30 protein-coding genes are annotated in these 26,474 nt (G+C 32.5%); all 30 read right to left on the reverse strand.

Translation table 11 applies throughout. From position 1 onward, the window contains the following. Positions 1–80: 80 nt before the first annotated feature. The gene (locus COX95_04025) at positions 81–266 is read right to left on the reverse strand and encodes a hypothetical protein (protein PIZ85437.1); all 186 of its coding nucleotides are present in this window, start codon (positions 264–266) and stop codon (positions 81–83) included. 106 nt (positions 267–372) lie between these two features. Continuing rightward, positions 373–2,436, reverse strand: coding sequence for a hypothetical protein (locus COX95_04030; GenBank protein PIZ85438.1), 2,064 nt, complete (start codon positions 2,434–2,436; stop codon positions 373–375). A gap of 60 nt (positions 2,437–2,496) precedes the next feature. Then, on the reverse strand, positions 2,497–3,237 hold the full coding sequence (locus tag COX95_04035; GenBank protein ID PIZ85439.1) for a hypothetical protein: 741 nt from the start codon (positions 3,235–3,237) through the stop codon (positions 2,497–2,499). 40 nt (positions 3,238–3,277) lie between these two features. After that, positions 3,278–3,901, reverse strand: coding sequence for a hypothetical protein (locus COX95_04040; GenBank protein PIZ85440.1), 624 nt, complete (start codon positions 3,899–3,901; stop codon positions 3,278–3,280). A 132-nt stretch (positions 3,902–4,033) separates the two neighbouring features. After that, positions 4,034–4,753, reverse strand: coding sequence for a hypothetical protein (locus COX95_04045; protein ID PIZ85441.1), 720 nt, complete (start codon positions 4,751–4,753; stop codon positions 4,034–4,036). Between the two features lie 14 nt (positions 4,754–4,767). Next, positions 4,768–5,373, reverse strand: coding sequence for a hypothetical protein (locus COX95_04050; protein ID PIZ85442.1), 606 nt, complete (start codon positions 5,371–5,373; stop codon positions 4,768–4,770). 78 nt (positions 5,374–5,451) lie between these two features. Further along, complete coding sequence (locus COX95_04055) at positions 5,452–6,411, reverse strand: NAD(P)H-hydrate dehydratase (protein ID PIZ85443.1); 960 nt, start codon at positions 6,409–6,411, stop codon at positions 5,452–5,454. 81 nt (positions 6,412–6,492) lie between these two features. Beyond that, the gene (locus COX95_04060; protein PIZ85444.1) at positions 6,493–6,867 is read right to left on the reverse strand and encodes a hypothetical protein; all 375 of its coding nucleotides are present in this window, start codon (positions 6,865–6,867) and stop codon (positions 6,493–6,495) included. 18 nt (positions 6,868–6,885) lie between these two features. Continuing rightward, the gene (locus COX95_04065; protein PIZ85445.1) at positions 6,886–8,112 is read right to left on the reverse strand and encodes a hypothetical protein; all 1,227 of its coding nucleotides are present in this window, start codon (positions 8,110–8,112) and stop codon (positions 6,886–6,888) included. 56 nt (positions 8,113–8,168) lie between these two features. Beyond that, positions 8,169–8,693, reverse strand: coding sequence for a hypothetical protein (locus tag COX95_04070; GenBank protein PIZ85446.1), 525 nt, complete (start codon positions 8,691–8,693; stop codon positions 8,169–8,171). Between the two features lie 103 nt (positions 8,694–8,796). After that, entirely contained in the window at positions 8,797–9,399 is a 603-nt protein-coding gene (locus COX95_04075; GenBank protein ID PIZ85447.1) for a hypothetical protein, read from the reverse strand. Beyond that, positions 9,399–10,484, reverse strand: a complete 1,086-nt coding sequence (locus tag COX95_04080; GenBank protein ID PIZ85448.1) for a hypothetical protein — start codon at positions 10,482–10,484, stop codon at positions 9,399–9,401. The genes COX95_04075 and COX95_04080 overlap by 1 nt, the downstream gene beginning before the upstream one ends. Positions 10,485–10,540: 56 nt before the next feature. Next, the gene (locus COX95_04085; protein PIZ85449.1) at positions 10,541–11,083 is read right to left on the reverse strand and encodes a hypothetical protein; all 543 of its coding nucleotides are present in this window, start codon (positions 11,081–11,083) and stop codon (positions 10,541–10,543) included. Then, entirely contained in the window at positions 11,080–11,643 is a 564-nt protein-coding gene (locus COX95_04090) for a hypothetical protein (protein PIZ85450.1), read from the reverse strand. Before COX95_04090 ends, COX95_04085 begins: the two co-directional genes overlap by 4 nt. After that, entirely contained in the window at positions 11,643–12,713 is a 1,071-nt protein-coding gene (locus COX95_04095) for a hypothetical protein (GenBank protein PIZ85451.1), read from the reverse strand. The genes COX95_04090 and COX95_04095 overlap by 1 nt, the downstream gene beginning before the upstream one ends. After that, positions 12,628–13,824: a putative lipid II flippase FtsW gene (gene ftsW, locus COX95_04100; protein ID PIZ85452.1), complete on the reverse strand. Its 1,197-nt coding sequence runs from the start codon at positions 13,822–13,824 to the stop codon at positions 12,628–12,630. The genes COX95_04095 and ftsW overlap by 86 nt, the downstream gene beginning before the upstream one ends. A 28-nt stretch (positions 13,825–13,852) precedes the next feature. Beyond that, complete coding sequence (locus COX95_04105; GenBank protein PIZ85453.1) at positions 13,853–14,890, reverse strand: phospho-N-acetylmuramoyl-pentapeptide-transferase; 1,038 nt, start codon at positions 14,888–14,890, stop codon at positions 13,853–13,855. A 44-nt stretch (positions 14,891–14,934) separates the two neighbouring features. Continuing rightward, positions 14,935–16,185, reverse strand: a complete 1,251-nt coding sequence (locus tag COX95_04110; GenBank protein ID PIZ85454.1) for a hypothetical protein — start codon at positions 16,183–16,185, stop codon at positions 14,935–14,937. A gap of 2 nt (positions 16,186–16,187) precedes the next feature. Beyond that, positions 16,188–17,903 carry a hypothetical protein gene (locus COX95_04115; GenBank protein PIZ85455.1) on the reverse strand — a complete coding sequence of 572 codons (1,716 nt, stop codon included), beginning with the start codon at positions 17,901–17,903 and terminating at the stop codon, positions 16,188–16,190. 101 nt (positions 17,904–18,004) lie between these two features. Further along, on the reverse strand, positions 18,005–18,364 hold the full coding sequence (locus COX95_04120) for a hypothetical protein (GenBank protein PIZ85456.1): 360 nt from the start codon (positions 18,362–18,364) through the stop codon (positions 18,005–18,007). A gap of 30 nt (positions 18,365–18,394) precedes the next feature. Further along, a complete protein-coding gene (locus COX95_04125; protein PIZ85457.1) occupies positions 18,395–19,276 on the reverse strand; it encodes a 16S rRNA (cytosine(1402)-N(4))-methyltransferase in 882 nt (293 codons plus the stop codon). Between the two features lie 107 nt (positions 19,277–19,383). Beyond that, positions 19,384–19,815 carry a cell division/cell wall cluster transcriptional repressor MraZ gene (locus COX95_04130; protein ID PIZ85466.1) on the reverse strand — a complete coding sequence of 144 codons (432 nt, stop codon included), beginning with the start codon at positions 19,813–19,815 and terminating at the stop codon, positions 19,384–19,386. A gap of 222 nt (positions 19,816–20,037) precedes the next feature. Continuing rightward, positions 20,038–20,493 carry a hypothetical protein gene (locus COX95_04135; protein PIZ85458.1) on the reverse strand — a complete coding sequence of 152 codons (456 nt, stop codon included), beginning with the start codon at positions 20,491–20,493 and terminating at the stop codon, positions 20,038–20,040. Between the two features lie 79 nt (positions 20,494–20,572). Next, positions 20,573–21,307, reverse strand: coding sequence for a hypothetical protein (locus tag COX95_04140; GenBank protein ID PIZ85459.1), 735 nt, complete (start codon positions 21,305–21,307; stop codon positions 20,573–20,575). Next, positions 21,300–21,686, reverse strand: coding sequence for a hypothetical protein (locus COX95_04145; GenBank protein ID PIZ85460.1), 387 nt, complete (start codon positions 21,684–21,686; stop codon positions 21,300–21,302). The genes COX95_04140 and COX95_04145 overlap by 8 nt, the downstream gene beginning before the upstream one ends. Before the next feature lie 738 nt (positions 21,687–22,424). Then, positions 22,425–23,813: a glycine--tRNA ligase gene (locus COX95_04150; GenBank protein ID PIZ85461.1), complete on the reverse strand. Its 1,389-nt coding sequence runs from the start codon at positions 23,811–23,813 to the stop codon at positions 22,425–22,427. A 13-nt stretch (positions 23,814–23,826) separates the two neighbouring features. Next, the gene (locus COX95_04155; GenBank protein PIZ85462.1) at positions 23,827–24,156 is read right to left on the reverse strand and encodes a hypothetical protein; all 330 of its coding nucleotides are present in this window, start codon (positions 24,154–24,156) and stop codon (positions 23,827–23,829) included. Positions 24,157–24,175: 19 nt separating this feature from the next. Further along, positions 24,176–24,793: a hypothetical protein gene (locus COX95_04160; protein ID PIZ85463.1), complete on the reverse strand. Its 618-nt coding sequence runs from the start codon at positions 24,791–24,793 to the stop codon at positions 24,176–24,178. Positions 24,794–24,854: 61 nt separating this feature from the next. After that, positions 24,855–25,598, reverse strand: coding sequence for a DNA repair protein RecO (gene recO, locus COX95_04165; GenBank protein PIZ85464.1), 744 nt, complete (start codon positions 25,596–25,598; stop codon positions 24,855–24,857). Beyond that, positions 25,595–26,335 (reverse strand): hypothetical protein, encoded by a 741-nt coding sequence (locus COX95_04170; protein PIZ85465.1) that lies wholly within the window; start codon positions 26,333–26,335, stop codon positions 25,595–25,597. The genes recO and COX95_04170 overlap by 4 nt, the downstream gene beginning before the upstream one ends. Positions 26,336–26,474: the final 139 nt, after the last annotated feature.

Raw genomic sequence — 26,474 nt, forward strand, 5'->3', positions numbered from 1 at the left:
ATTAGTCTTATACCACAAGGCTTTGATATGCATATTGGAAACTCCTTAGTTATTTGCAGGAGTCTCAAATGTTTCGTAACTTATTCAACATCTTCTTTTATCTCCCCAACTACTTCAAAAGTAGCTGTGATTTTCTTTTCTAAAGAAGAATATTGTTCGGCAATAAAACGCACGTGAGATTTAAAATTTTCTTCTAAAACTTGGTTATGTCTTTTAATCTCTTCTGTTTGCCCTTGTAATATTTCTTTAAGTTCTTTTTTATCCATTTTTATTCCTTAATACAGTTTGTATTTTAAAAGATTTCAGGATTAATTACAACTACCTATTTTAGATACAAAGATTTGTAAAGCCCTCTATACAAAATAAAAAAGGTTAGCTTAATTTTGCTAACCTTACGGAAATTATGTGAAAAGTATCTAAAATTGATTGTTTTAACAACTGCCACCAGCTGTTATTGATTAATACAGTCTTTGTCTGAATATTGCCTGCTTTATCAGTTGCTTTTATAAAAATCTTATCATTACTGTCTACTTTTAAATCTAAGCAATTTTTTTTATATAGGGCGGTAATTTTCTTACCATTTTTGACTTCCAGAGATTTGAAATTAGGATCTTCTGCTGTAATTTTTATATTACCCTGACTAATCCAGCTAGGATTTTTTAATGAATATTTAACAACAGGCTTTGTTTTATCAATTACAATATTTTGATAGACAGATGATTGATTACCTGCTTTATCTAATGCTTCTGCTTTAACGGTATAAATCCCATCCCCCAGATTTAATTTTTGCGATAGCCTAGATTCCTTGTTACTGCATATTTTTCTCCAGCTTCCTTCTTTTATAAAGTAAGCGCTAACCTTATTTATACCTATATTATCATTGGCGCTTATCTTTATGGTAGGATTTCTTGATATTTCTGGAGCGCTAAGGCTAACTATGGGTAAAGTCTCATCTAACTTGTTTCTAACAGTTAGTCTGGCTTCTTCGCCTTCTGATGACACATCAACAGCTTTTACTTTAGCAATAATAGATTGTCCTATGATATCCGGAATGTCCTCAATATTTATTATCTGATAATTCGGGCCGGTTATAGAAGAACCTATAAGCTCATTCCCATCTGAATATAGGGATGTTGCAAAAGTGCTTCCCTGCCAATTTGTTATAACCTGCAAACTTGAACTTCCTTTAGGAACAACAAAAGATAGTTCTTTAGTTTCGTCTGGTTTTAGCAAAAAAGGCTTTGAATCAAAAGCTGTTTTTTGTCCCTGAACTTGTTTTGATATTTCTGAATAAATCTGCTGTAAATTTTGGTTAGTAGGCGCTTCAAAAAAATTACCCTTTCCGTCTTTTTCACCGCAAACATTTTTTAAAAAATCAGGATCAGGAACAAAGCCTGGATCAATAACACTTTTAATGGTGGGTGATTTGGGGCTCCTCAGAAATATCCCATATATTTTATAATTATTATCCCAAAGTTTTTTGTGGGAGTTTTTATATGGTATATCCATATCCATTTTTGGACGATGAGCTCCATCCGTAAGTAGGATAAAGTATTTTGGATTATTGCTTTTATCGTTCTCTATCTCATCAAATGCCGTATTAAATGCCAGATCCATATCAGTACCTTCATTAGAATTTACGTATAATGAATTCCTTATTCTTTCTTTATTTTTATCAGATAAAGTAACTAGAGAATGGTAAAATTTTGATGTAACACCGAATTTAAAAATGCTGAGTTTGTCACCTGAAGACATAAGATCAATGAAGAATTTAGCTGCTGCCAACCGTTTGTCTTCCGGATCGTTATAAAACATACTGCCCGTATCGTCTATTCCGACTACGGCTGTAATGTTTTTTGCGGTTACCTGCTCTTCTTTCGGGAGTTGAGGCGGAAGCGGGGGTTGGGGGATATCACCCAAGCGATAGAAATGAACATCTAATTTATCCCCTGCTTGTTTGTAAGGATTCCAATCACTAATTGCTACAGTTAATATTTTGATGCGGTTTGAATCAACAACTTTAAATTTATTATTACCAAGATTTTCTAGAACAATAGCTGTGTGCATTGGCGGAGTATAGTTATCTTGCTTTCCATTTTTATTCCTATCAATCTTCTCATTATGATTTTTATTAGGATCATCTAATTGAATAATATCTCCTGCTGTTGCATCATTGGCACTAATTTCAAAACCAATATCTAAATAACAATAACGATAACCTGCCGCTAGTTTACCGCCTGCTTCTCTTATTGTTTTCTGAACAAACCATTTACATTGTCCGGCAGGATCTTTCTTACTTTTTGGTTTTAGAAAAGTAACCCCTTCGTATTTCTTGGCTACTTCCACTATCTTAGGATTTTCCAAAGCTAAAGAAATTGAGCTAACCCCAAAAACTATAATCATAATCAAAACTATAAATAAAAATATCCTCTTCATTCACAATCAACTCCTTTACCAAATTTTCAAAGTTCAAATTATTTCTAATTATAATTAACTTTATTCAATAAAGCTAAAACTGTCTGACATTTCATCATCATAATAATTCGAATCACCATCTTTGTAAAAAGTAGCCTCTTGTCCTAAAAACCAATAAGCAATTTTATTTTTTGCCGGGTAGTATTCAAGCGCGTAAGCAAAATTTACTGGGCAGCTTGATTCTTCTAAATCTTTGCCGTCGCCTTTGATTTCAATATCATAAACGCCCTTTTGTTTTGCTGGAGTTTTTTTACCAATACCAAAACAACTACCACCTCCTATTTTATCCATCTGGGATTTAATAAAATTATCTATTTCCTTATCGTTGGAAACATTTTTAACTATAATTCGCCAACCCCCCCCACTAAGATCCCTTTTCTTACAATCCAGATACTTATAACCCGTAAAGCTACTTCCTTGCCGTTCTAATAGTTCATAGTAATAACTGGTCGTTACATCAACAGCATCACTAGTTTCAGTTATTTTTAATGGCACGACTGAATATTTATAGATATACGAGTCTTTTTTATCATTCAATTCACATGCCCCAAAAGGGGAATTTACTTCTTTTGGTATTTTCATTGAAAATCCCAACTTACGGTTAGTATAAAGATTCCATGTTCTATCAACAGGCTTTAACTCAACTTCATCCACTTTCTCTGAGTTTGATTTTTTGTTAGTACTAATCTTTATAAATATCGTGATACCTAAGCCGATTATGAAGATTAAAAATAAAAGTCCAAAAACCATTTTCTTATTCATCGATTAATCTCCTTTGTACTATTTTCATTCATACCGCCTCCTATTTAAAGCTTCTTGCTATATTATCAAGGATCGATAAATATTTTATGTTAGTATTTTCTGTTAAAGTCAACAGTTCAATTTCAAAAACATTTTTATTTTTTTCAACATAATAGTTAGAGACAAAACCAGCCTCTGATCCTTCTCTCTTAAGCTGGGTTGTTCCTACTTTAACCATATTTTTTCCATTATAATTTTCTGTACCCATGAGGGGGTTTGTATTCTCCCAAGTTGGCCATTCTTTAATCTTTTCTCTAACCCAACTTTCTAAATTGCCTTCTTGATCTTTTTGATAGCTAACTATAGATATCCAGTAATCATTAACCTCCATCTCTAGCGGAGCTCCAATATTTCTTGAAGGCATATCAACAACCGGCCTAGAACCATCAACTATTTCCGTAATATCTGATTCATTAAGAAATAAATTGGATGGATATTTTATTTCAAAACCATATTTCTCATTTTTATATGTTTTCCAATTCGCTGTTTCGTCTTTTGGCTGTTCATTAACCGTTTCATTCTGAGAATTTTTATTTATGTAATTTTGGTAAATAAAATAACCGGCGACAGATCCGATAACGATTAAACTAATTAATGATAAAAGGATGAGTGATTTTTTCTTCATTGATTAATCTCCTTACGCTTATTATACAACCACCAAAAAATTAGACAAATCTTATAGTTATAAAATTTTTAGGTATAAAAAAACGCTTTAAGCGTAGTTAAAGCGTATAATAATATAATTATTTTAGTTTGATTATTTAGGTATAGTACCAACCCAAAATTTGTCTAAAGAAATTTCTTTCATACGTTCTTCTGCATCTAAACCTAATCGATATTCCTTTGGCCATATACTAACCCAAGGAGCTTCTACTTTAATCTCATTTTCCTTTCCAGGCTGTGGATAATCACAGGATACAGAGTAATCACCTAAATGTAATCTAAAACCTCCTACTGGACCATAGTTATATTCCTGTAATATTGTACCAGGCAGATTTTTAAATTTTACATATACTACAAGATTGTTCTCTTCTAACAATAATTTCTCAACTGATATTTCAAAATCACAAAAATAGGTACCAATGCTGCTTTCTTCATGTATCTTCCATATATATCCAGTTGAATAGCCTTTTTTGGTTCCGTATCTAATAAGCTCAGAAGTCGGCTTCTTGGTAACCTTTTCTTTGGGTTTCCCAATAGGGTTTATTTCCTTTCGATATTCCTGCTTATCATTTACATATTTTTCTTCGAAATACGTAAAATGCGTTTTAATGCCTTCTTCCCCTTCTCTAGCTTTCTTTTCTTCGCCTTCCCATAAATTATTGTCAGTTATTCTTTGTGTTTTGTAAGCGATAGTTTCATCTTGAGATTCAATTGGATACTTATACTCAACCTTCTGAAGAACATTCAAAAGAAAGATAAATCCTATAACAAATACAAAAATTATGCCTAAAGTGAACAACAACCGCCTCTGCATCTTTAATCACTCCCTCAAGAGACATTATTCAGAGTACTATCCTCAGATTTTTGTTCGGGCAACTTTGATGTTTTTTCTATAGCCCGATCAGCTATACCTTCGCTGTAAATTCTTATTAACGGCAAGGTATAAATAATACAATAAACAAAAATACCTACACCCCAAATCAGAGCAATCCAATTAACAAAATCAAATAACCCTGTAAAACGATAATCAGTTGCCCAGTTAATCATAACCAACGGAGAACCAAAAAAACTAAATGATTCTTCGCCGTTACCAGATCTTCTAGCAATCAAATAATAAATAGGGAATGTGTAAACAAACAGTAAACATCCAGGTATGATCCTATTAAATAACTCTTGGTTATTTTTTATCTTATCTTTTAGGTAAAAACTGGCTAAAAATCTAACTGGATTAAATGACATAACCAATAATATAACAAATAGAATCGCTAACACGGCTGTTAATAAAGAATCAACATCAATTCTATTATTCATTATCAACATACCAGACAACATGCCGCCTAGTATTAGTTTTCCAAAAGCAGCTATAAAACCTATGGCCGCTAAAATGATTAAAGAAGTAATAGCTTCTTTAAGATCAAGGCGCTCTTTTAGCAAGGTAATCAACTCCCTTCAATTTTTAAAGAGCATTATAAAAGTATAAGGAAATCAAAAAAATAAGTCAAATCTTGCAATCTATTTATGATCTAATTGACTTTCTGCTGTTCTTATAGCAAACGGCAAATATTTAATAATATCCGAGGCAATCATTGAGCGCTGGCCTATTTTTTGGGCCGCTATGTCGCCTGCAAGCCCATGCAAATAAACTGCGGTGGCGGTTGCCTCAAATATATTTTTTAAATTCTGGGAGACAAAAACGCCAATTGTACCAGCTAAAATATCGCCCGATCCTGCTGTTGCCATACCTGGATTTCCGGTTTTATTAATCACTGTTTTGCTATTTGCGGCAATAACAGTATTATTTCCCTTCAGTACAGTAATGAAATTTAAACGATCAGCAATAAACTCTGCGATCTCTGCTTTGTTTTTATCAATATAATCGCTAGTTATCTTATGATACTCACCTTTTTTTCTAATAGCTCTTATAATTTTTAGAGCCTCGCCCGCATGAGGAGTAATTATTGTTTTACTCTTTCTTTCTTTCAAAAATTCTACGATATCACCCGCCTTTTTTACTTCTTTAATAACTTTAAACCCAGAGGAAATGGCATTGATTCCATCGGCATCAAGAATGATAGGTTTCTCGACAATAAAAAATAATTCCCAAACTAACTGCATGGTTTCTGAATTTAAGGATAAGCCCGGGCCTATTACTAAACAGTCAAAATCATTTATATTCGCCAAAATAGCATCCTTTGCCTTAATGCTAAGTGAACCTGACGGTGTTTCGGGCAAAGACATTGTCATTGCTTCGGGGAGAAGCTTTTTATAAATAACAGTTAATCCTTCCGGAAAACCAAGGGTCGCAAGACCAACCCCGGAACGATATGCAGCCTCAAGGGTTAATGCTGCTGCGCCAGCCATGCCTTTGGATCCTGCTATTATTAAAACATTACCTAAGGCTCGCTTATAAATATTAAGAGGTCTCTGCCATAAAATATCGGGGAATAAAATTTTATCCTGAATAAGCTTCATACATCAATTATACTCTTTCGAGTATTAAATTTACTAAAAAAGCTCCGTTAAAAGAGCTTTCAAAAAGTTTATTTTAAAAGATTAAAAATCAATATTTAAATCTATTGCTGGGAAATCTAAATCAGTTTCATCCTGATCCAACCCCTGGATAGACTCGTCCAAGTCGCTAATCATTGTGTTAACTTCCGTAGACTGAGTATTGCTTTCATTTTTTTGGGGTTCGCTATTAGAAATAGTAGAATTATTTTGATTTAAATATAAATAATAATAGGTTGCGAATCCGGCTAATATAATTAAGATCAAAAAGAGAAAAATCAATAATCCGCGCAATTTCTTTTTAGACGGCTCTTGTTGTGTAACCGTAAAATTACTCACCTGTGGATCTTGTTTTACATTTGGCTTTTTAGCTTCTAAAATATTTCTTTTATAATTTTTTGGCGGTAATATGTCTCTCAATTTATATCTCCTAAAAAATTAAATTTCTAATTTATTTTCATCACCTGAAATATCAGTCCACTCACCATTTTTAGTCTTATATAAACCGTCGCCTTTTAAGACTAAAGATCCTTTTCCATTAATAGAAATATCAATAAATTGTGATGATATTTCTATAACTAAATCACTTCCTTTAATCTGAACTTGATCGAGACCTTTATACTGAACTCTGCCATCAGCAAACTCTGCTTTATCGCCCTTACCGAATATTTCTACTTTAGCATCCTTGGCTTTATCTAAAATAATAAGCGTGCCGTCAAAATCATTATTACCTATTTTACCTTTAATTTCTCCATTACCGATAAAACTTACGGATCCCTCACCTTTAACTGTTATATTGCCAGCGCTAGAGCTAGAATTTTCCGATTTCTTTGTTTTGCTACTATTTATTTCACCAACAAAACTTTTCAAATCACTATGGACATCTTTTAAAAGTTTAGCCGCTTCCTTAAATTTAGTTTTACCCTCGTTAAACTGAGGAGCGTTTTCAGTGGTTGTAATAGCATCAAAAATCGCCTTGGCTTCATTGAGCTTGGTCTTTGCTGTATTTAATTTTTCTTTTATTTTATCAAGAGAACTTTCAAGAGATGCCGTATCGTAATCATTGCTGTTTAAGTCTTTGATTTTCTCATCTACTTTGGTGATTATCTCTTCTAACCTATTTACGACTTGCTCACCTTTATAAAACGCTATGTAACCGATATACTTTTTAACTTTAACTTCCTCATTGGCCCAGAAGATTTTGAAGGATTTGGCAAATTCCTTAACTTGTTCTGCAGTAGTTAGATTATTGATTTCTGTTTCTTTGCTATCAAGTTCTTCTAAATCTTTAGAAATTTCATCTATTATCTTATTTTTATCTTCTTCATTTATATTAAGACCTTCTATTCTTGTTTTAACAAAAGTTAGATATTTAGCCATATGGTCTTTTACTTTTAAGAGATATCTTTTGGCCCTATCAACCATTAACTCGCGCTGTCTTTGACATACTTGACTATCTTTTTTGCATTCCTCGCTTTTTAATTGATTCAGCTGATCAAGATAAAGTTCGCGCTGTTCTTTATAAACATTAAGCGTATTAAGATAATTATTCTTTGCGGCGTTAAAAGTAGATTGAAAATCTTGTGCCTCCCATATCTTACCTGCAAAGGTTGGGGTAGCAAAAAATACAATGAGTAAAACTAGGAATATTTTTTTTATTTTCATATTTATTTAAAATTACTCTATTTATTATACTACAAGATAAAGAAATAATAAATTCCTTAAGTTCTGGCTCTCCGTGATCTTTGCGGAATATTTATAGTATATCTTGAATAATTTTTATCAAGATCAATATAGTCATCAGCTGCCTCAATAAGTTTTGTAGAAGTGCTTTTCTTAAAAGAAACAACCTCTGCTCTACATCCTGCCGCTTGCACATGATCAAGCACCAACTCAAAATCTCCATCACCTGATACTAAAATTATTACATCCAGCTTAGAAGATAATTTAATCATATCTACTGCCATACCTACATCCCAATTGCCCTTTTTAACACCACCAACAAAAGTTTGCAGTTCTTTTAATTTAACTTCTATACCGGCTTTTCTTAGCGCATCAAAAAAACCCTCCTCTTCGGGTATCTGCGCTCTAGTTGCATAAGCTATTGCTCTTATTAACATCCTCTTTGATAAAGCTGATTTAATTATTTCAGAAAAATTAACACGCGCCCCATATAATGATTTCGCAGAATGATACATATTTTGAACATCAATAAAAATACCTACTCTTTGATTTGGATTTTTCATTTTACCTCCTGATGTTTCGGAATATACATTCCTTACCGAAACTTCAGCCCGCCAGAAACTATAAGTGAGGGCGGGCAATTATTAATAATTTAAACGACGTAAGTTACTTTTTCCATATCCCCAGTTTTTTAGACTTAGCTTCTTCTTTTGCTTTACGGAAAACCTCATAATATTTTGTGTTAGGAGGAATTACCATAAGATATGCGAATCCTTGCTCTATTAATTCATAATTTATAAAAAGATCTTCTGTATATACATATGCAAGCAATCTTCCGTATTTATCATATCTACCTTTGTCATACTCTAGGATGATATCTTTTGCTTCAACCATTTCTCTTAATTTAGTAGCAGCTTCGGCTCCATATCTTTGATGTTTCTCCGGGGTATTAATTCCTATTAGACGCACTATTTGATTATTATCTAAGACTATTGTGTCTCCGTCAATAACTCTTTTTACCTGTATGGTTTCAGTTTCTTCTTCTTTGCTTATTTCTTCGATTTCTAATGCGTCTTTATCTTCATCAAAATCAGAAGTTACAATATTAGTATCATCCTTATTCTGTGTATTTTCCGTTTTGGTATATTGACTCTTTTCTTCTCGAGTAAAAAAAATACTACTATAATTTTGAGACTCTAAGGTAACCAAAGAAAAAAATATCAAAAGAACCAAAAAAGAATAGCTTAGGAAACGCAAAATTATTCTCATCAATACTCTTTTATAAATGCCGCAATATTCCCTAGTCTTTTTAATGCTAGGTCGTCCTTAAAAATATTAACAGTGATATTGCGCTCTATGGCTTTTTTTATTAATACACTAATAATATCTTTGACTCTAACAGCAACTGATTGGCAATAAGGACAAAATTGATTTTCCACAGACAGATACCCGCAAAACTGGCAATAGAAACCTCGTTCTGAAAAATCTTCATTGATTAATAAAGAATCAACTTTATTATCATAAAACTTACTAAAAACGTTATCCATACCCGAAATAGCTCTGTGCCTTATTCTGTCTTTTAAAGCATTCTCTAGCTGTTCTATTAAACCCGTTTCTTCTTTCTTAACTTCGCTTTTATCTAATTCCATAACCTTGGAAATTATACCTTGGGCTGGGGTATCCATATCTATAGCTATTTCGCCTCTAATTTTGTTCTTTATTTCTTTAGGAAGTATGTTTATAAATTGATTGGTTATTTCAGGATCTTTTCTTAAAAAAAGATGTTCAAATTTATAAAAATTATAAGCCTTTACTAAAAAATCGGCTGATCTTTTAAGATGACTTTTTACATATTCTTCTCGCCTATGTTCAAAGCACTCCTGAGACCAGCCCCCATTCTCTTGTCTTGGCAGTATTTTATCTTCAAAATGCTTATAGCCTTCCAGTTCCCATTGATACAATGAAAAGAAACGAGCACTTTTATTATCTAGCAATAATATGCCTATATTCTTTCCTTCTGAAAGAAACATAGTCAACGGTTTAAGATTAAAAACATAATCCACTGAAAGATAGTCACCTATTTCACCATGCAATCCGCAAGTTAACCAATAATTCTCTGATGCAAAAATCCCAACTGATTTAGTGTTTGGATTTATTCCGGACAAATAATTAAGTATTTTATCTTCTATATTCTTTTTCTTTGCCTCTGAAAAATCAGTTTCTTTAAACAGATCTTTGACTTTAGTTTTAAGGACTAATGGGGAAATATTTTTTTTATTTACATTCAAATATATAGTTATCAAATTTTCGCCTTCAATCTTAGAAAGCTCATCAATTTTTTCCATATTTATCATTTTGTACCTCACTAATTAACTAATATATTTTTATAATGACAGAAATAAAAATAAAATTAAAGAGATACCTTCGAAAATTCTCTTTTAATATCTTCGAATGTTATATTTATTGTATTTAATAAATTTCTTTCGAGATTTTTAACAGCAGCTATCATTCTAACAATTAGCTTTTTATCGAGCTTATGCTTTTCTTCCCATTTTAAAATTCGCTCCTCAACTGAACATAAATATTGTTCAAATATTTTATCAGAATAATATAATATTTTTGCTTCAAGAGAAATCTTTTCAAACCCCCTACTAAATATTTTATCTGCTGGATGACTCTTGATAATATCTGCTACTTTATTATCTATGCCTTCAGCTCTTAATATTTCTGCAGACCTTAATCCGTGAAGTTGATGCTCACCCTTTGTGATTTCCTTATCTATATCATGTAAAATAGCTGCTTGTAAAATAATTTCTTTATTAATTATATATCCCTTATCAATAAATTTGTCTGATAAAATTTCAGCGACCCTGTATACACCCAAACTATGATTAATAATATTCTGAGAAACTTTGTATTTCTTTAGAATTTGTAAATAATATTCTTTATTCATATTTTAAAATTGATAAACTGCACTTTTAGACTAGGCAATTCCAAAATAGCCGCACGGTTATATATTGCTGCCTTAAGCTGTATAAGACTAGTAGAGCCCTGCTTCCTGGAATATTCCCAAAAATGAGTATGGCCAAAAATATGAATCGGGGGTGCGTCTTTGAAATTTTTATTTGATAAAATAGGCGGCATATGAGTTACCAAAATAGAATTAGAAGAACTAAACCCTAAAGGCATATAAACATCATCTACTCCCCCAATGCCAATTATCTTAAAACCACCAAAATGTTTACCCTTTAAATGAACAGAATAATTATTATGCTCAAAGTAGTCTATTACATCTTCATGATCATTATTCCCTGGTATATAAAAAAGAGTTAGTTTGTTCTTTTTAATAACGGCTTCGAATTTTTTGGCATAATCTAAGGAACTATAGTTACGATTAGTCAAATCTCCTGCCAATATAATGCCGCTAAATTTATTTTTAAATAAAAAATTGTCTAAATTTTTCAAAACATAATTTTGTTGATGTAAATCTGCCAGCAATAATATCCTTTTCATTACCTAGATACCATATCGAACAACTGATCAACTATAATTCCTGCAGCATTGCGAGTAGAAAATTTAGATATATTTTTTGCTAGCTTATTAAGCTTTGTTTGATTACTTATCAAGCTTAGAATCATTTCTTTTAAGATTTCAGATGTCAAATTATTATCTTCAATAACAATAGCCGCATCATTATTATCCAATATTCTTGCATTCTGTTGCTGATGACCAGAAAGCGGTATTAAAATAGCTGGCTTAGATAAAGATGCGATCTCAAAAATTGTACTACCTGCTCTACTGATTATAAGTTTAGCCTCATTTAATATTTTACCATACTCTTTCTCGTCAAAAATATTCGAAAAGGGCACGTAGTTTTTTTGGTCATTAAGTAACAAACCAGTTCTTAACCTTTTTGCCGACGGAAAATCAGAATCACCGACAAAATGAATAATTTTTATATCCTTATTTATTAAGTCTTTTAAGATTGCAAATATTTTAACGTTTATATTCCTAGCGCCTTGACTTCCGCCCAGTATAACTAAAGTATCGACAGATTCTTTTATCTTTTTGCCGGAATGCAAATTTCTTATAGGATTACCTGAAAAAACCAGTTTATTCTGTAATTTTTTATTATAATATTTCAACGGAAAAGAAACTGCCAATTTATCCGCAAAACGGAGAGAAAATTTATTAGCTAAACCTATTGAAAAATCTGATTCATGTATTAATATTCTTTTTCCTAATATCCTACCTGCTACAACAACAGGCAGAGACACATAGCTACCTTTTGAGAAAATAATATCCGGTTTATATCTTACTACGAGAAAAAGGCTCTGGAAAAAGCCGGCAATAATAAAAAAAATGTCAGTAAAATTACTAAAGGAAAAATACCGCCTAAGCTTTCCGGCGAATATTTTTTTAATTTTAAATCCCTTATTCGAAATAAGGATTTCATCCTTTTTACTTCGACTTGTTACAAAAAGAATCTTTGCTTTCTTATCTCTTCGACGTAACTCTTCTGCTATGGATAGAGCGGGAATTATGTGACCGGCTGTTCCACCAGCTACCACGAGGACTTTCATAAACTTCTCCTTTAACGCTTAATTTTGAAATATTTAAAAGTATACCGATACCGGCTAAGGAAGATATCAGAGAAGAACCCCCATAACTGATGAATGGAAGAGGTATACCTGTTAATGGAACTAAAGAAAGCATAGCAGCAATATTTATAGCAGCTTGAATAGTAAGCCAAGTAGTTATGCCAAAAGCTGTTAATCTGCCAAATGTGTCAGGTGAAAGCCTAGCTATTCGATAACCTCTATATGCTAAAACTATAAATAATAAAATAATTATTATAACTCTTAAAAACCCTATTTCTTCAGCCATTATTGCAAATATCGAATCTCCCATTGGTTCGGGCAAATAATTATATTTTTGCCTGCTTAATCCAAAACCTAAACCCAGTAACCCACCCGAACCTATTGCTAAAAGTGCCTGATTTATATGATAACCGATACCTTGTGTATCAGATGATGGGTCTAAAAAAACTGATAGTCTGGCAAATCTGTAAGAAGAGCTTTTAATAAGGAGCCAAACAACGGCCAATCCGGCAAAACCACCGAGAATTATCTGCTGCCAGCTAGCTCCTGCGATTACAAACATCGAAGCAGCTGTCAGTATTATAACAAGAGTGGTACCAAAGTCTGGCTGAAGAATGATCAAAAAAGCTATAAAAACAGTCATCAATACAAAAGGAATTAAACCGTACTGGAAATCCCGAAGCTTCTCTCCTCTATTCTCAAGCCATGCCGCCAAATATAAAACATAAGCTAATTTAGTAATTTCTGTAGGTTGTACATTTATAAAAGAACCAAAATGTAACCATCTTTTAGCACCACCATATTGAAATCCGATTAGAAATACTAATAATAAAAGAATTATTGTTAATATCAAAAAAATCGGACTAATTTTTTTCAACTTCCGGTAATCTATTAAATAAAAAAATATAAGAAAACCGATACCTATCAAGGCATTCACTATTTGTCTAATTACGTAATAATTATTACTTCCAAATTTTTCATAAGAAAGCACAACGCTGGCACTGGAAATCATAATAATACCGATAATTAGAAGAGCAAAAACAGTAATGCTTAATATATAATCAGATTTTCTACTTCTTATCTTTTCTCTCATTGTTCTCTTGATTAATTATTTGTTTGTATTACCGAACACCCATACCTATAAGACCGACTACTAATCCAATAGAGCCCATGACAGCCGAAATAATCCAAAGCCTCATAGTTATTTTAGGTTCCGGCCAACCCTTTGCTTCTAAATGATGATGCAATGGTGCACTTATAAAAATTTTCTTTTTAAAAAATTTCTTTGAAAAAAGTTGAATAATAGAAGAAAGGGTTTCAATAACAAAAACAAATCCTATTATTGGTAAAACTAGCACGGAATTTAATAATAAAGCAACTACCCCTAATGTTGCCCCTAATGCCATCGATCCTGTATCACCCATAAAAAATCTTGCCGGATAAACATTAAACCATAAAAAGGCTAAAAGAGCACCTAGTATACTACCGCAAAAAGCTGCTAATTCCAGCTTGCCCTTTGCAAAGGCAATTATAGCAAAAGCTCCGAAAGCAATTGCCAATAAGCCGGCTGCCAGACCATCTAAACCGTCAGTTATGTTTACGGAATTCATAGATGCAACCATTACAAATATAAATAAAATTATATAAAGCCAACCAATATTGAAATCTCCTACTCCTGGAATATGAATTGAATGAAAACCGAGCTTATAAAAAAACCACCAGGCGCCAATTGATGCAATAAGTATTTGCAGCGCCAGTTTTCTTAAAGCTCTAATACCTTTCTGTGCCCCAATGCTTAGAACATTAAATAAATCGTCAAACACGCCCAAAATGCCGGCCGATACCAAAACAAATAAAGGTAGCCATGTTTGAGAACGGCTTAAATTAAATAAAACAGTTACCAATAAAACTGAAACCCAAATTATTATCCCACCCATTGTTGGTGTATTTTTTTTTCTTTCATGCAAAGAATAAAAAACAGAAGACTTCTTCCCGTCTACCGCCTCTTCTCTAATCTGTTGCCTAATATTATATTTGTATAGAAAATGGGTAATGATAGGCGTAAACAGTAATGCAACACAAAAACTTACCGCAGTCATCAAAAAGATCTTTGGCATTAATAAGAAAAAATATACTTTAGATAAATAAGACATTTCCATGATTTAACCTAAAATTTAACATAAATTTAAATATAACTCAAAAGTTATCGTTTTTTCCAGAAACCTTCCTGTCTAACTAGGGATTCTTTAGCCTTAAACGGCTCTTTCATTATCATTGCTATCGCTTTCTCCAGCCTTACATTATTTTGCGACCCTTTCAACAAAACAGTATCACCACTTTTTATAATACCTTTTAAAAGATATCCCGCGTCAATAGAATTATCACAAAAGAAAATCTCCTTAGAATCCATACCGACCAGTTTCGCTTCATCGGTTATTATCTTGCCTCCTTTTCCCACTCCAATTAATAAATCTACTTTGTCGGCCGCTTCTCTACCTAGATTTTTATGTTCTTCGGTAAAAGAATCACCAAGTTCATTCATAGTGCCCAAAACAGCAATTTTCCTGCCAGACGCAATTTTATTTAGTGTTTCAATCGCTTGTTTCACAGATATAGGACTGGCATTATAAGAATCATCAATTATGATACTGTTGTTTATTCCCGAGATTAAATTCATCCTCCCTTTTACTGATTCAAAACCAGAAATTATACTCTGGATCTCCTCTATGGTGTAGTTATAGATAAAACCAACTGCAACCGCGGGTAGTAAAGAATAAATTACGTGTTCACCGATTGTTTTAACAGAAATCGGAAATTCCTTATTTTTGTATCTAATTTTAAAATTAGTTCCATTAATAGAAGTATTAATGTCAAAGGCTTGGACATCAGCATTATCAGATAAACCATAAGTTATAACTTTTGCCTTGGTCTTATCTTTTAAACTGATTACTCGCGAATCATCATAATTTAAAATAGCTGTATCGTCAGTAGTTAAGCTTGTTATAATTTTCCCTTTTTCTTTTAGGATATTATCAAGATTATCAAATTTTTCTAAATGAGCAGGGGCAATTGCCGTAAGAATAGAAATTTTAGGTTTAATAAAGCTTAAAAGATAAGAAATTTCGCCCGGTTTTTCTGTACCCATTTCTATAACTAATTTTTCAAGTTTATTACTTGATAAAACAGAAAATAAACACTTCAAAAGAGTAACCGGCCATAAAATTATATGATTTGGAATCTTCTGACCTAAAATAAATAAAGGGACTCCAATTTCTGTATTATATCCGCTTTCAAACTGCTGATTGGTTTGAAATTTCTCATTGATTAAAATAGATACTGCCTTTTTTGTTGTAGTTTTACCAACACTACCAGTTATCGCAATAATTTCGGGTTTATGTTTTGATAAATACCATTTTGCTAAATATTTCAGTAATGATTGAACTATTTTCTTCATAATTATTCTTTATTATTGGGCGGAATTTCTAAATAATTTAATATCTTTTTTGCTAATTCTCCGGCTACCGGAGCGGCTGTGCTTTCTGCCCATTGAACGCCTTGCGGTTCATCTATTTTAACTAGAATTATAAATTTAGCATCTTCTGCTGGAACAAATAGAATAAAAGATCCAATACTCTTATAAGCTTCATAACCATTACCGTCTTTTAAAGGTATTTGAGCTGTCCCTGTTTTCCCCGCAACCCTAAACCCAGGTATTTGAGCTTTTTTACCGTGGCCCTTTTCCACTACGCTAACCATCATTGCACTTAATATATTGGCAGTTTCTTTTTTTATAACCCTTTTTTTAGTTCGTTCCGGCTCTTTTGTACTACCGTCAGGTAAAATATATCTAGAAACTATATTGGGATTAACTAACTCACCACCATTTGCTATAGCTGAAGCAGCCGTAATAAACTGCAATGGAGTTACAGCAATACCCTGCCCAAAAGTAGCCGTAGCAAAATTAATATCTTTCCAGCTTTTAAAAGATTTTAAGACCCCAGTTTCTTCACCTAATAAACCAATGCCTGTTTTTCGCCCAAGACCAAAATTTTTAATATAATTGTAAAAGACTTCATTACCAATTGTATCTTTGATAAATATTGTTCCCGTATTAATTGAATTTTCCAATACCTCAGTCATTGTTCTTTTCCCGTAAACCTTATTACTTGCATTTCTAATAGTATAACCGCCAATTTTGACCTCGCCAGTATCAATATAAGTAGTATTAGGAAAAATCTTCCCGGTATCTATGCCTGCCGCCATAGTCAAAATCTTAAATATTGAACCAGGCTCATAGAGATGGGCGATGGCCGAATTTTTAAATAACTCATAATCTTTAATCTCATTATATTTATTAGGATCAAAGGTTGGATAATTAGCCATTGCCCATATATCACCGTTATCAGGATTCATGACTATAATGCTTCCGCCTGGCGATTTATGCTTCTCTACTGCATCTTTTAAATCTGCTTCTGCAAAACTTTGAATTACTCTATCAATTGTTAAAACTATATCTTGTCCATTTAACACGGGGTTTTCTTGTTTTAAGCTAGCAGTGATTTGCCTCCCGGAATTATCTTTTTCAAGGGTGACTTCCCCTGACTTACCTTTTAGCTGATCATTAAAGTAGCTTTCTATACCATACTGGCCTTCACCATCATTATTGATAAAACCAACAACATGAGAGGCTAATTCTCCTTCAGGATAATTCCTCCATTCTTCCGGAGAAAGCATGATACCCAATAAATCAGATTCTTCAATTTTAGAAACTTCCTCATTATTTAACTTATGTTTTATTGGCACATAAACTTTATCATTATTGATGAGATTGGATATTTCCTTACTGTCTATACCGAGAATATCTGATAATTTCTTCGAAGCTTCCTCCTTATTCTTAATCTGACGTGGAACAGCATAAACCATATTAAGAGTTTCATTAGTTGCTAAAGTATTTTTTTCACCGGTTTTTATATCAGTTGTATATATTAGACCTCTCTTAGCCGGTATTTTTCTTGTGGTCCAATGTTGTTTATCGGCCATTTTTAAATAAATATTATTCCTCATTACCTGCAGATCAAATAAACGAAAGATAATAACCGCGAAAAAAATAAAAATGAAACCAAAGAATATACCTATTCTTTTTCTTTGAATTGTATGTTCTAAATAACTCATAATATTATTATAACTTATATATAGGTTAACAAAAAGACGAGTAAAAGACTTTTTAACTCAAAAGGCACCTGTTAAAGGTGCCTTTTGATATATTTTTGTTTTTATTTTTTTGCAACTGATTTATCTGGGAAAATATAATTAATCTCGCTTGCTGGAACCATTTGTGAAGAAGAAGCACTATTCTGAATTTCTTTAATTGATCTTAGCCTTGCAGCTTCTATTTTTAAACTTTCCTGTTTCTCTAATGCCTGCGCCTTCTTTAGTTCCAGTTCTCTAATTTGATATCCTTTAGTCGCTATCTGATTAGCCTGAGTTAGATAAAATAAACTCAAAACTAAAAATAAAACAATAGTAATAAAACCAAGAGATCTTTTTCCAACTTTAACTTGAGGCATATATGCCGATTTTCTAATACCAAATTCGGTTACTTCTGATCTTGTAATTGTTAAAAGTCTGCCCATGATTTATTCTCCTTTTATTTCTAATTTTTATTAATTTTTTTGTATTGCTCTCAACTTAGCACTTCTGCTTCTTGGATTGCTTTGTATCTCATCCTCGCTAGCAATAACAGGCTTTTTGGTCAAAATCTGAATAATAGATTTCGTTTGCATATCTTTGAAAAAACGTTTTACGATACGATCTTCCAAAGAGTGGAAAGAAATAACTATTAATTTCCCTTCAGGAAATAAAACCTCCAAAGAACCCTCTAACGCCTTTTGAAGATTATTTAATTCGTTGTTAACCGCTATCCTTAAAGCCTGAAAAACTTTAGTTGCAGGATGGATTCTAGCAAAAGCATATTTTTTAGGAACAACTCTTTTTATTAAACTTGCTAATTCAGTTGTGGTCTTAATTTTCGTTTTTCGTCTCTCGTTAATAATTTCGTCCACGATTTTGTAAGCAAATCTTTCTTCACCATATTCTCTAAAAATTTGGACCAAACTCTCTTTAGAATAACTATTGATAATCTCGTAAGCGGTAAAGTCGCTCCTTGTATCCATTCTCATATCAAGTGGCGCTTCTTTTTGAAAACTAAACCCTCTTTCTGATTTATCAATCTGCAGGCTTGATACCCCTAGATCTAAAATAATTCCAGAGACTTTGCCCAAGACTCCTAAAGACTCAGCAACTTTTTTAATGTTGCTAAAATTTTCCTGGTAGTAACTTACTCTACCCTTAAACTCTTTAAGATTTCCCTTGGCAATCTCTAAAGCTTCCCCGTCCTGATCCATACCTATAACAGAGGCTTTAGAAATTTTTAGAATTTCTTTTGAATGACCACCAAGACCAAGTGTGGCATCAATTATAATCCCATCAGTTGGGTTTAAAATTGATAATACTTTTTTTAAAAGAACTGGTATATGATTTTGCATTAATATTAAATGGTCGGCAGTATTTTTGTTTTTGTTTTTAGCAAATAGGAGATGAACAAATGGTTTTAATTTTTAAATTTTTAAACTGCCGACCCCTTAAACTTAAATTAAACTCCTAGGTTTCCTAGGTGCTCAGCAATATCTGAGCTTTCTTTCTCTGCATTATTTTTATATTGCTCCCATTCCTTACTATCCCAAATTTCCAAACGGTTATATAAACCCGTAATAACTGCATTATTTTTAACGGTTGAATAATCTCTTAAATATGATGGCAAATTGATTCTACCCTGCTTATCAACATCAACATCCATGGCTCCGGCTAACATAAGCCTGGCAAATGCTCTTGCGTCTTTCTGGCTTATTGGAAGATTTGCTAATTTGGCAGCAAGCTCGTTCCAATCTTTCTTTGGATATAAAAACAAACATTTGTCCAAACCCCTAGTTACGACTGCTCCTTTTTTCAAGGCTGCACGAAATTTAGCGGGTATTGCTACTCTGCCTTTTGAGTCTACTGAATGTTGGTATTCTCCTATAAACATCTGGACCTTTCTGTAGATATCCTTATCCACCGTTTTCCCCACTTATCCCCACTTTTATCCACATTTACATTATAATTCACCACCAAGCCCCATGTCAATAGTATAAACTACCACTAATAGAATAAGTGTTAATAAAAAATATCTTGCCTTCATAAAGGCAAGATATTTAATTGTTTATAATAATAGGTCTAGTTATTTTTTATGCTTATCCACAATCAGAATCTATGTTGCTATTTTAAGTAGTGCTTTCTGAACTATCTCATCTTCGCCTTTTTTTAGCCTTAAATTAGCTATTTCTTCGATCGTAAACCACTTAACTGCATTATGTTCCCAGGAATGCTTCATATCGCCTGATTTATATCTAAATAAAAAATAATGTATATGACGTTCTTTTTTAGTCTTATCTATTGTAGTAAATTCTTGAAGACTACCTAAATAATTTTCTATTTCCCCCTCAATATTCATCTCTTCTTTTAATGCTCGCCATGCCGCATTTTTTAATGTTTCTTCGTCTTCAAAATCTCTACCATTAGCATCACTATTTTCCACTGTTTCTTTTGGAAACATCCATAATTGTCCCCATTTTCGAAACCAACCAAGAAGCGCAATGAATATTTTATCATCTTCTTTTTTATAAACCACACCTCCTGAAGAAATATGTAATGGTAATTTACTCATAATTAGATTTTAATACGAATACTATAAAGATTAAATATATAAAAAAGACCACCTATTGGCAGTCATTGTTTTGTATCATTTATAATAAACTATCTAGTAATACTAGACCCTGAATATCAATCTCCTGAACCAAGAGACGATTCTGATTATTTCTTGTTTTGGATAATACTCCTTCGGGTGAAATTATTTTGCTTTGTGCGATTAAAGATTTTTCATTTAGCATTGCGGTGACAAAAAAACACTTAGCTTGGAATACAATACTTGTATATATAGAGTTTATGGCATTTATTTGCTGATTTTTGTATCGAATGTCTGATACTACCATATTAGAAGGACAAAATATTATTTTTACTCCTTGATTTACATATTGCGCAATAACAGCCGGCGAAAAAATATCAAAACATATAATTATGCCTATTCTTCCAAAATCTAAATCAAAAATTCCTGGAGCTTCACCTGGTACAAAATCATTTATCTCACAATCATAGAGGTTTTGCTTATTATATATACCTATAAGATGACCGTTTCTGTCAATAACCAGAGCAGATTTGCGCAAACCCTCATTATCCTTGGTAACAATCGGTATTATTGCGTTGATTTCATATTTTTTGCAAAGAGGACTAAAAAATTCCAGTATATAATCTTTATAATCATCATTAATGCTAATAAAGTCTTCGGGAAAACAAATAATATCAGCTCCCTTTTCTTTTGCTTTTCCCATATATCTAATATGTTGATCACTACCTTCTAAAGAAAAGCCAATCTGTGCAATCGCTATTATAGCTTTTTGGATATTAATCAACTCCTTAAGGATGCGTTATAATTTCTATCCCAAAAAACTGTTGATACAACAGATCGATTAATGAGTTAAAAAGTTCTTCGGGCATTTCCTCAAAGCCACAAATATTTGTACCATTACATACACTTATTAATTGATCATTCCCCTGATAACCATATGCGATTCTTCCAGCGCCAAGAACGCTATCACAATCACGTTCTTTCTTTTTGATAGAACAATAATCTTCATATACATAATTAGCGACATCTAGTATGTTTTCATGTTCTGCCCTTATAACAAATACACACTGATCCCCTTCTTTTACTGCTACCAAATCACCTAATGTTTGAAACTTTGCTTTTTCTGGTGGAACTACTTCTTTATATTCGTTCAAAAAAATAATAGCTGTATCCAATCTGATCAGCTCCTTCTAGAAAATATGATCTACTATTTCAATATTATATTCTTCTAGTAATTCCTTTTTAAATAACTCTATTAAAGCATTAAAGTTTTCTTGACTCATCTCGGGAAAGCTTGCTGATTGATTGCTTACTTTAATTATGGAATCTACTCTTAAAATTTTGATTACTGCTCCTCCGAGCATTAAACAATCACCTTTGTTTTTCCTTCTAAATCGCGAAGATATCTCTATGGTGACCTAAGCCCATCACAAAGATTGCATATTCACCTGAACTTATAGCAACAATCTTCCAATTATAAACCAGCTTTTCTGTACCATCTAAAGCACCTTTAAACTTATCAGATTCCAAAATTTCCAACTTACCACTCAACAAATTCACCCACCTTTTTAAGGATCAAAGAATTAGTAATTATAACTTTCATTAGTAGCTGGGTCAAATCTTTTTTGTTTTATTTATTTTCGTTTTCTTGCACGCATTTTGAAAAGATGTTAAGAAAACAGGTTTTTAAAAAGCGGTTCCAATTCTTATTGGAACAAGAACCTGCTCAACCCGAAACAAAAAAAGTAATAACATCTCTTTGTGAGAGCGGTTTCTTCTTAGAAATCGTTCAGGTTCGTAAGCTTTAAGAACACCTGTTTTTGGTCTTTTCAAACGAGCGTGCTGACTTTTGGTATCTTTTGGTCATTCAAAAGTACAAGAAAATATTTTAGGTACTTTTCAAAAAGTAAAAATTACTTTAGTTTATCACTTAAATATCTATCAAGCTCTTCTATTTTTATTCGATCCTGCTTCATTGTATCTCTATCACGAACAGTTACCGCATTATCTTTTAAAGTTTCAAAGTCTATGGTAACACAATAAGGTGTGCCAATTTCATCTTGCCGTCTGTATCTCTTCCCTATTGATTGAGTTTCATCATAATCGCAAACAAAATTCTTCTTTAAAAGATCGAAAATTTCTTTTGCTTTAGGAGACAACTCAGGATTCTTTGACAGTGGTAGAATCGCTATTTTGTATGGTGCTAACTCCTTTTTGAATCTCAATACTACCCTCTTCTCTTTTTTGCCGTTTGCTGATTCAATTTCTTCTTCGTCATAAGCCGACAACAATACAGCAAGAATAGTTCTATCCACTCCAAATGTCGGTTCAATAACATGAGGAATATATTTTTCTTGGGTTATAGGATCAGTATAAGACATATCAACCCCTGAATATTTTTGATGACGAGATAAATCGTAATCAGTTCTGTAAGCAATAGCCCACATTTCACTTGCGCCAAAGGGATAGTCATAATAAAGATCTATTGTTTTTTTGGAATAATGAGCTCTCTTCTCTGCTAGAAGATCATTCTCATGAATATTTTTTTTAGCTATCCCAATCTTTTCACTAAACTTATAAATATGAGAAAGCCAATCATTAAATATCGTCTCCCAGTCCGTCTTAGGGTTTATGAAATATTCCAGTTCAGCTATTTCAAACTCTCTAGTCCTAAAAATATAATTACCGGTGGTAATTTCATTTCTGAATGATTTACCTATTTGACCAACCCCAAAAGGAATTCTTTTTCTAGTACTTTCCAAGATCATCTTAAAATCAATAAATATCCCTTGGGCTGTCTCTCCCCTAAGATAAGCAACTGATCTATCTTCCTCCAAAGGACCTACAAAAGTTCTGAACAAGTTATTGAAAGGCCTAGCGCTTGTCCATTCCATTGAATTACAACTAGGACACTTAACATTTGATTCTTTAATGGCTGCATCAATTTGCTCAGGTTTTAAACCCTCAACATTTTTGCCTGTTTGTTCTTCAACAACATGATCTGCCCTAAGTCTGACTTTACATTGTTTACAATCAATCAATAAGTCGGCAAATTCCTCGACGTGACCAGATGCTTCCCACACTTTTGGATTTAAAATGATAGCTGAATCCAGTCCGACCATATCTTCTCTATCGTGAACAAAATGTTTCCACCAAGAATTTTTAATATTATTTTTTAACTCAACACCCAATGGGCCGTAATCCCAAGTATTGGCAAAACCGCCATAAATTTCTGAGGATGGGAAAATAAATCCTCTTTGTTTTGCTAAAGACTGTATTTTTTCCATTGTTACTTTTGTCATCTTCGCCTGCTTCCTAAAAATCAAAATTTGTTAATTCTTTGCCAAATTCAACAACATCTTTTTCTATTTTACCTAAGCGCAAAAGATATTCCAAATCAGAAATAAAACCCTCATGCAATCTCATAAAAATTTCTCCGTTCTCTTCCTTTATAACTTTCAATGTCTGGACGGATTGTAAGAACCAATTCTCCATTTCTTCATCGGTCATTAATTCGCCTTCTGTTTTTAGAGGATTTTTTTTAATTCTAGCTGGAGGATCTTCCTTCCGCTTATTATAATCAGCTAAATTCCAGCTTAGATCGCCCTCACTTATGGCTGTTTTTGGTTTCTTAGATTTTTCCATAGGTTTATTTTAGCAAAAATTAAAGAATCTTCATATCTAAAACTTCGATTAAGGCGGCTATGGCTAAACCTATAACCAACAATAGCAATATCCAAAAAGAATTCTTAAAATTATCAATAAAAACCTTAAGTCTTCTTCCTTTGGATTTAGGAAGTAGATGCTCAAAACCCAATTTAAAGCCCCAGGCTGAAACAATTATCAATAAAGAAAGTTCAATAACCCCATGAGGTATAATTGCGGCTAAAAGAATAATTTTTATTAAGTTTGGCAGTGGCGTAAAAAGTATGAAGAAAGCAAAAAAACCCAGTATCATCCCATTCGCAAAAAGCCCGATAAAAGTAAAAATACCAAATATAAAACCGCCAAAAAGTATAATGGCCATCGAACTTAAATTATTTCCGTAGATTAACAGAAAACGACCGAAAGAATCGGCATTCTTCGACTGTTTACCGATATCGGATATTTTAGAAAGTGAATCAGATATCAATGGATATGTGGGCAACTGTCTAAAAAAGAAAGTTATGATTCCCAAGAATATCGATATTAAAAACACTAATACAGCTATTTTGAGCCATATCTTATTTTGAACCAAAAGATCTCTAATTTTTGTAATAATCTTTTTCAATAAGACCACAATACTATGATAAAGGCATACTTAACCTATTTCTATAGAAAGAAATATATAGATTGATTTAAACTTAATAAATATGTTCCTCAACACACTTGAGCGATAAGGGTTTTTTCTCAATTATATAAATAAAAAAGTCAGAGATTATCTTAAATGATTTTTTAGTATCTTTGTCGTGCAATCTATCAACAATACTAAAAATCTTATTAGTAGATGAATTAACTAACTTTAATATCATGACGGTTTCCTCGTCAATACGCTTACCGGGATAACTATCAATGCAATCTTGACATACAACACCTCCCCAGTAGTAGCTGAAGTAAGGAAAAATGATTCCGTTTTTGTCACATTTTACACAATTATGAAAATTTGGCGCAAATCCCAAAAATTTTAACAGGTTTATAAAATAGAACAAGGAAATTAATTCCGGCTTATTCCCCCACAAACCAGAAGAAAATACTCTAGTTATTAAATTAAATACTTGATAATTAGAAAGCCTCTCGCAGGTTACCGCGTCGGTTATCTCACAAATAAGATTTATCAGCGGTAAATTTTTTAAATTGCTTTTTAATTCGTGGTGACTTTCTTCTATCTGACTTGAGGTAAGAATTTCAAAAGACTTACCAGAAACTGCCGAAAGCTTAATTAAGCAAAGGGGTTCTATATGACCCATGAATTTACTTTTTATCTTGCGAGACCCTTTAGCCAATAGTTTTATCTTGCCATGGTTTTTAGAAAAAACAGTAATTAGATTATCGGCTTCGCCAAAGCTTTTTCTTTTTAAAACAATAGCAACATCTGAATAACGGTTCATACTTCCTTCAATACTTTGTTTGCTAAATCAAGATGATTGGGAGTATTAATACCTATGGCTTCTTTACTATTTTTTATTTTCAAAGCCATAACTTTTTTACCCTGCTTAAAAGCAATACCTATTAAATCAGTAAGATAGTATTCTCCTTGTGAACTCAATTCTATATCTTCCAAATGATCCCACAGCCAATCACCTTTAAAACAATAACAACCAGCATTAATTTCTTTTATAGCCTTCTCCTGAGTCGTTGCATCTTTATCTTCCACAATCTTTAATACACCACCCCTTTTGTTTTTTATAATCCTTCCGTAACCTTTAGGGTCATCTGCAGCAACAGTTACTAAAGAAATAAAAGCGTCTCTTTCAATGCATAAATTAACCAATTTTGAAATTGTTTCTTTTGAAAATAAAGGATTATCCCCATTAAGAATAACAAAATAATCAGCTTTGCCTAAAACAAACTCTTTAGTTACAGAAACAGCATGAGCTGTGCCCAACTGTTCATCTTGAACTGCATATTTAACGTCATTCCCAACAGTTTCCTTGACTAAGTAACCCTTATGGCCAACAACTAAAATAATATCATCAATACCTGCCTCCTTTAGAGTATCTATACAATAAAGAATCATCGGACGACCGCCCAATAAATGTAATACTTTCGGTATATCCGAAGGTTTACCTTCGTTAAGCCTTGTTCCCCTACCGGCTGCTAGTATTATTCCTATTATTTTCTTCACTTTTAATCCTAATTATCAATAAAAATTATATATTAAATTAAAACAAAATCCAAGCTATTGTACGCGTCACGCACATTTGAGACTCCGGAACAGTTTTTATTAAATAATCAATGGGTGAAATATTACCCAAAGATTGGTG

This window comes from bacterium CG_4_10_14_0_2_um_filter_33_32 (assembly GCA_002792735.1).
Classification (GTDB): Bacteria; Patescibacteriota; CPR2_A; order CG2-30-33-46; family CG2-30-33-46; genus CG2-30-33-46.

What these genes read in the sequence shown, in the direction of transcription:
- COX95_04025 (PIZ85437.1), bottom strand. Translation starts at nt 266, where the DNA reads ATGGATAAAAAAGAACTTAAAGAAATATTACAAGGGCAAACAGAAGAG.
- COX95_04030 (PIZ85438.1), bottom strand. Translation starts at nt 2,436, where the DNA reads ATGAAGAGGATATTTTTATTTATAGTTTTGATTATGATTATAGTTTTT.
- COX95_04035 (PIZ85439.1), bottom strand. Translation starts at nt 3,237, where the DNA reads ATGAATAAGAAAATGGTTTTTGGACTTTTATTTTTAATCTTCATAATC.
- COX95_04040 (PIZ85440.1), bottom strand. Translation starts at nt 3,901, where the DNA reads ATGAAGAAAAAATCACTCATCCTTTTATCATTAATTAGTTTAATCGTT.
- COX95_04045 (PIZ85441.1), bottom strand. Translation starts at nt 4,753, where the DNA reads ATGCAGAGGCGGTTGTTGTTCACTTTAGGCATAATTTTTGTATTTGTT.
- COX95_04055 (PIZ85443.1), bottom strand. Translation starts at nt 6,411, where the DNA reads ATGAAGCTTATTCAGGATAAAATTTTATTCCCCGATATTTTATGGCAG.
- COX95_04065 (PIZ85445.1), bottom strand. Translation starts at nt 8,112, where the DNA reads ATGAAAATAAAAAAAATATTCCTAGTTTTACTCATTGTATTTTTTGCT.
- COX95_04070 (PIZ85446.1), bottom strand. Translation starts at nt 8,693, where the DNA reads ATGAAAAATCCAAATCAAAGAGTAGGTATTTTTATTGATGTTCAAAAT.
- COX95_04075 (PIZ85447.1), bottom strand. Translation starts at nt 9,399, where the DNA reads ATGAGAATAATTTTGCGTTTCCTAAGCTATTCTTTTTTGGTTCTTTTG.
- COX95_04080 (PIZ85448.1), bottom strand. Translation starts at nt 10,484, where the DNA reads ATGATAAATATGGAAAAAATTGATGAGCTTTCTAAGATTGAAGGCGAA.
- COX95_04085 (PIZ85449.1), bottom strand. Translation starts at nt 11,083, where the DNA reads ATGAATAAAGAATATTATTTACAAATTCTAAAGAAATACAAAGTTTCT.
- COX95_04090 (PIZ85450.1), bottom strand. Translation starts at nt 11,643, where the DNA reads ATGAAAAGGATATTATTGCTGGCAGATTTACATCAACAAAATTATGTT.
- COX95_04095 (PIZ85451.1), bottom strand. Translation starts at nt 12,713, where the DNA reads ATGAAAGTCCTCGTGGTAGCTGGTGGAACAGCCGGTCACATAATTCCC.
- ftsW (PIZ85452.1), bottom strand. Translation starts at nt 13,824, where the DNA reads ATGAGAGAAAAGATAAGAAGTAGAAAATCTGATTATATATTAAGCATT.
- COX95_04105 (PIZ85453.1), bottom strand. Translation starts at nt 14,890, where the DNA reads ATGGAAATGTCTTATTTATCTAAAGTATATTTTTTCTTATTAATGCCA.
- COX95_04110 (PIZ85454.1), bottom strand. Translation starts at nt 16,185, where the DNA reads ATGAAGAAAATAGTTCAATCATTACTGAAATATTTAGCAAAATGGTAT.
- COX95_04115 (PIZ85455.1), bottom strand. Translation starts at nt 17,903, where the DNA reads ATGAGTTATTTAGAACATACAATTCAAAGAAAAAGAATAGGTATATTC.
- COX95_04120 (PIZ85456.1), bottom strand. Translation starts at nt 18,364, where the DNA reads ATGGGCAGACTTTTAACAATTACAAGATCAGAAGTAACCGAATTTGGT.
- COX95_04125 (PIZ85457.1), bottom strand. Translation starts at nt 19,276, where the DNA reads ATGCAAAATCATATACCAGTTCTTTTAAAAAAAGTATTATCAATTTTA.
- COX95_04130 (PIZ85466.1), bottom strand. Translation starts at nt 19,815, where the DNA reads ATGTTTATAGGAGAATACCAACATTCAGTAGACTCAAAAGGCAGAGTA.
- COX95_04135 (PIZ85458.1), bottom strand. Translation starts at nt 20,493, where the DNA reads ATGAGTAAATTACCATTACATATTTCTTCAGGAGGTGTGGTTTATAAA.
- COX95_04150 (PIZ85461.1), bottom strand. Translation starts at nt 23,813, where the DNA reads ATGACAAAAGTAACAATGGAAAAAATACAGTCTTTAGCAAAACAAAGA.
- COX95_04155 (PIZ85462.1), bottom strand. Translation starts at nt 24,156, where the DNA reads ATGGAAAAATCTAAGAAACCAAAAACAGCCATAAGTGAGGGCGATCTA.
- recO (PIZ85464.1), bottom strand. Translation starts at nt 25,598, where the DNA reads ATGAACCGTTATTCAGATGTTGCTATTGTTTTAAAAAGAAAAAGCTTT.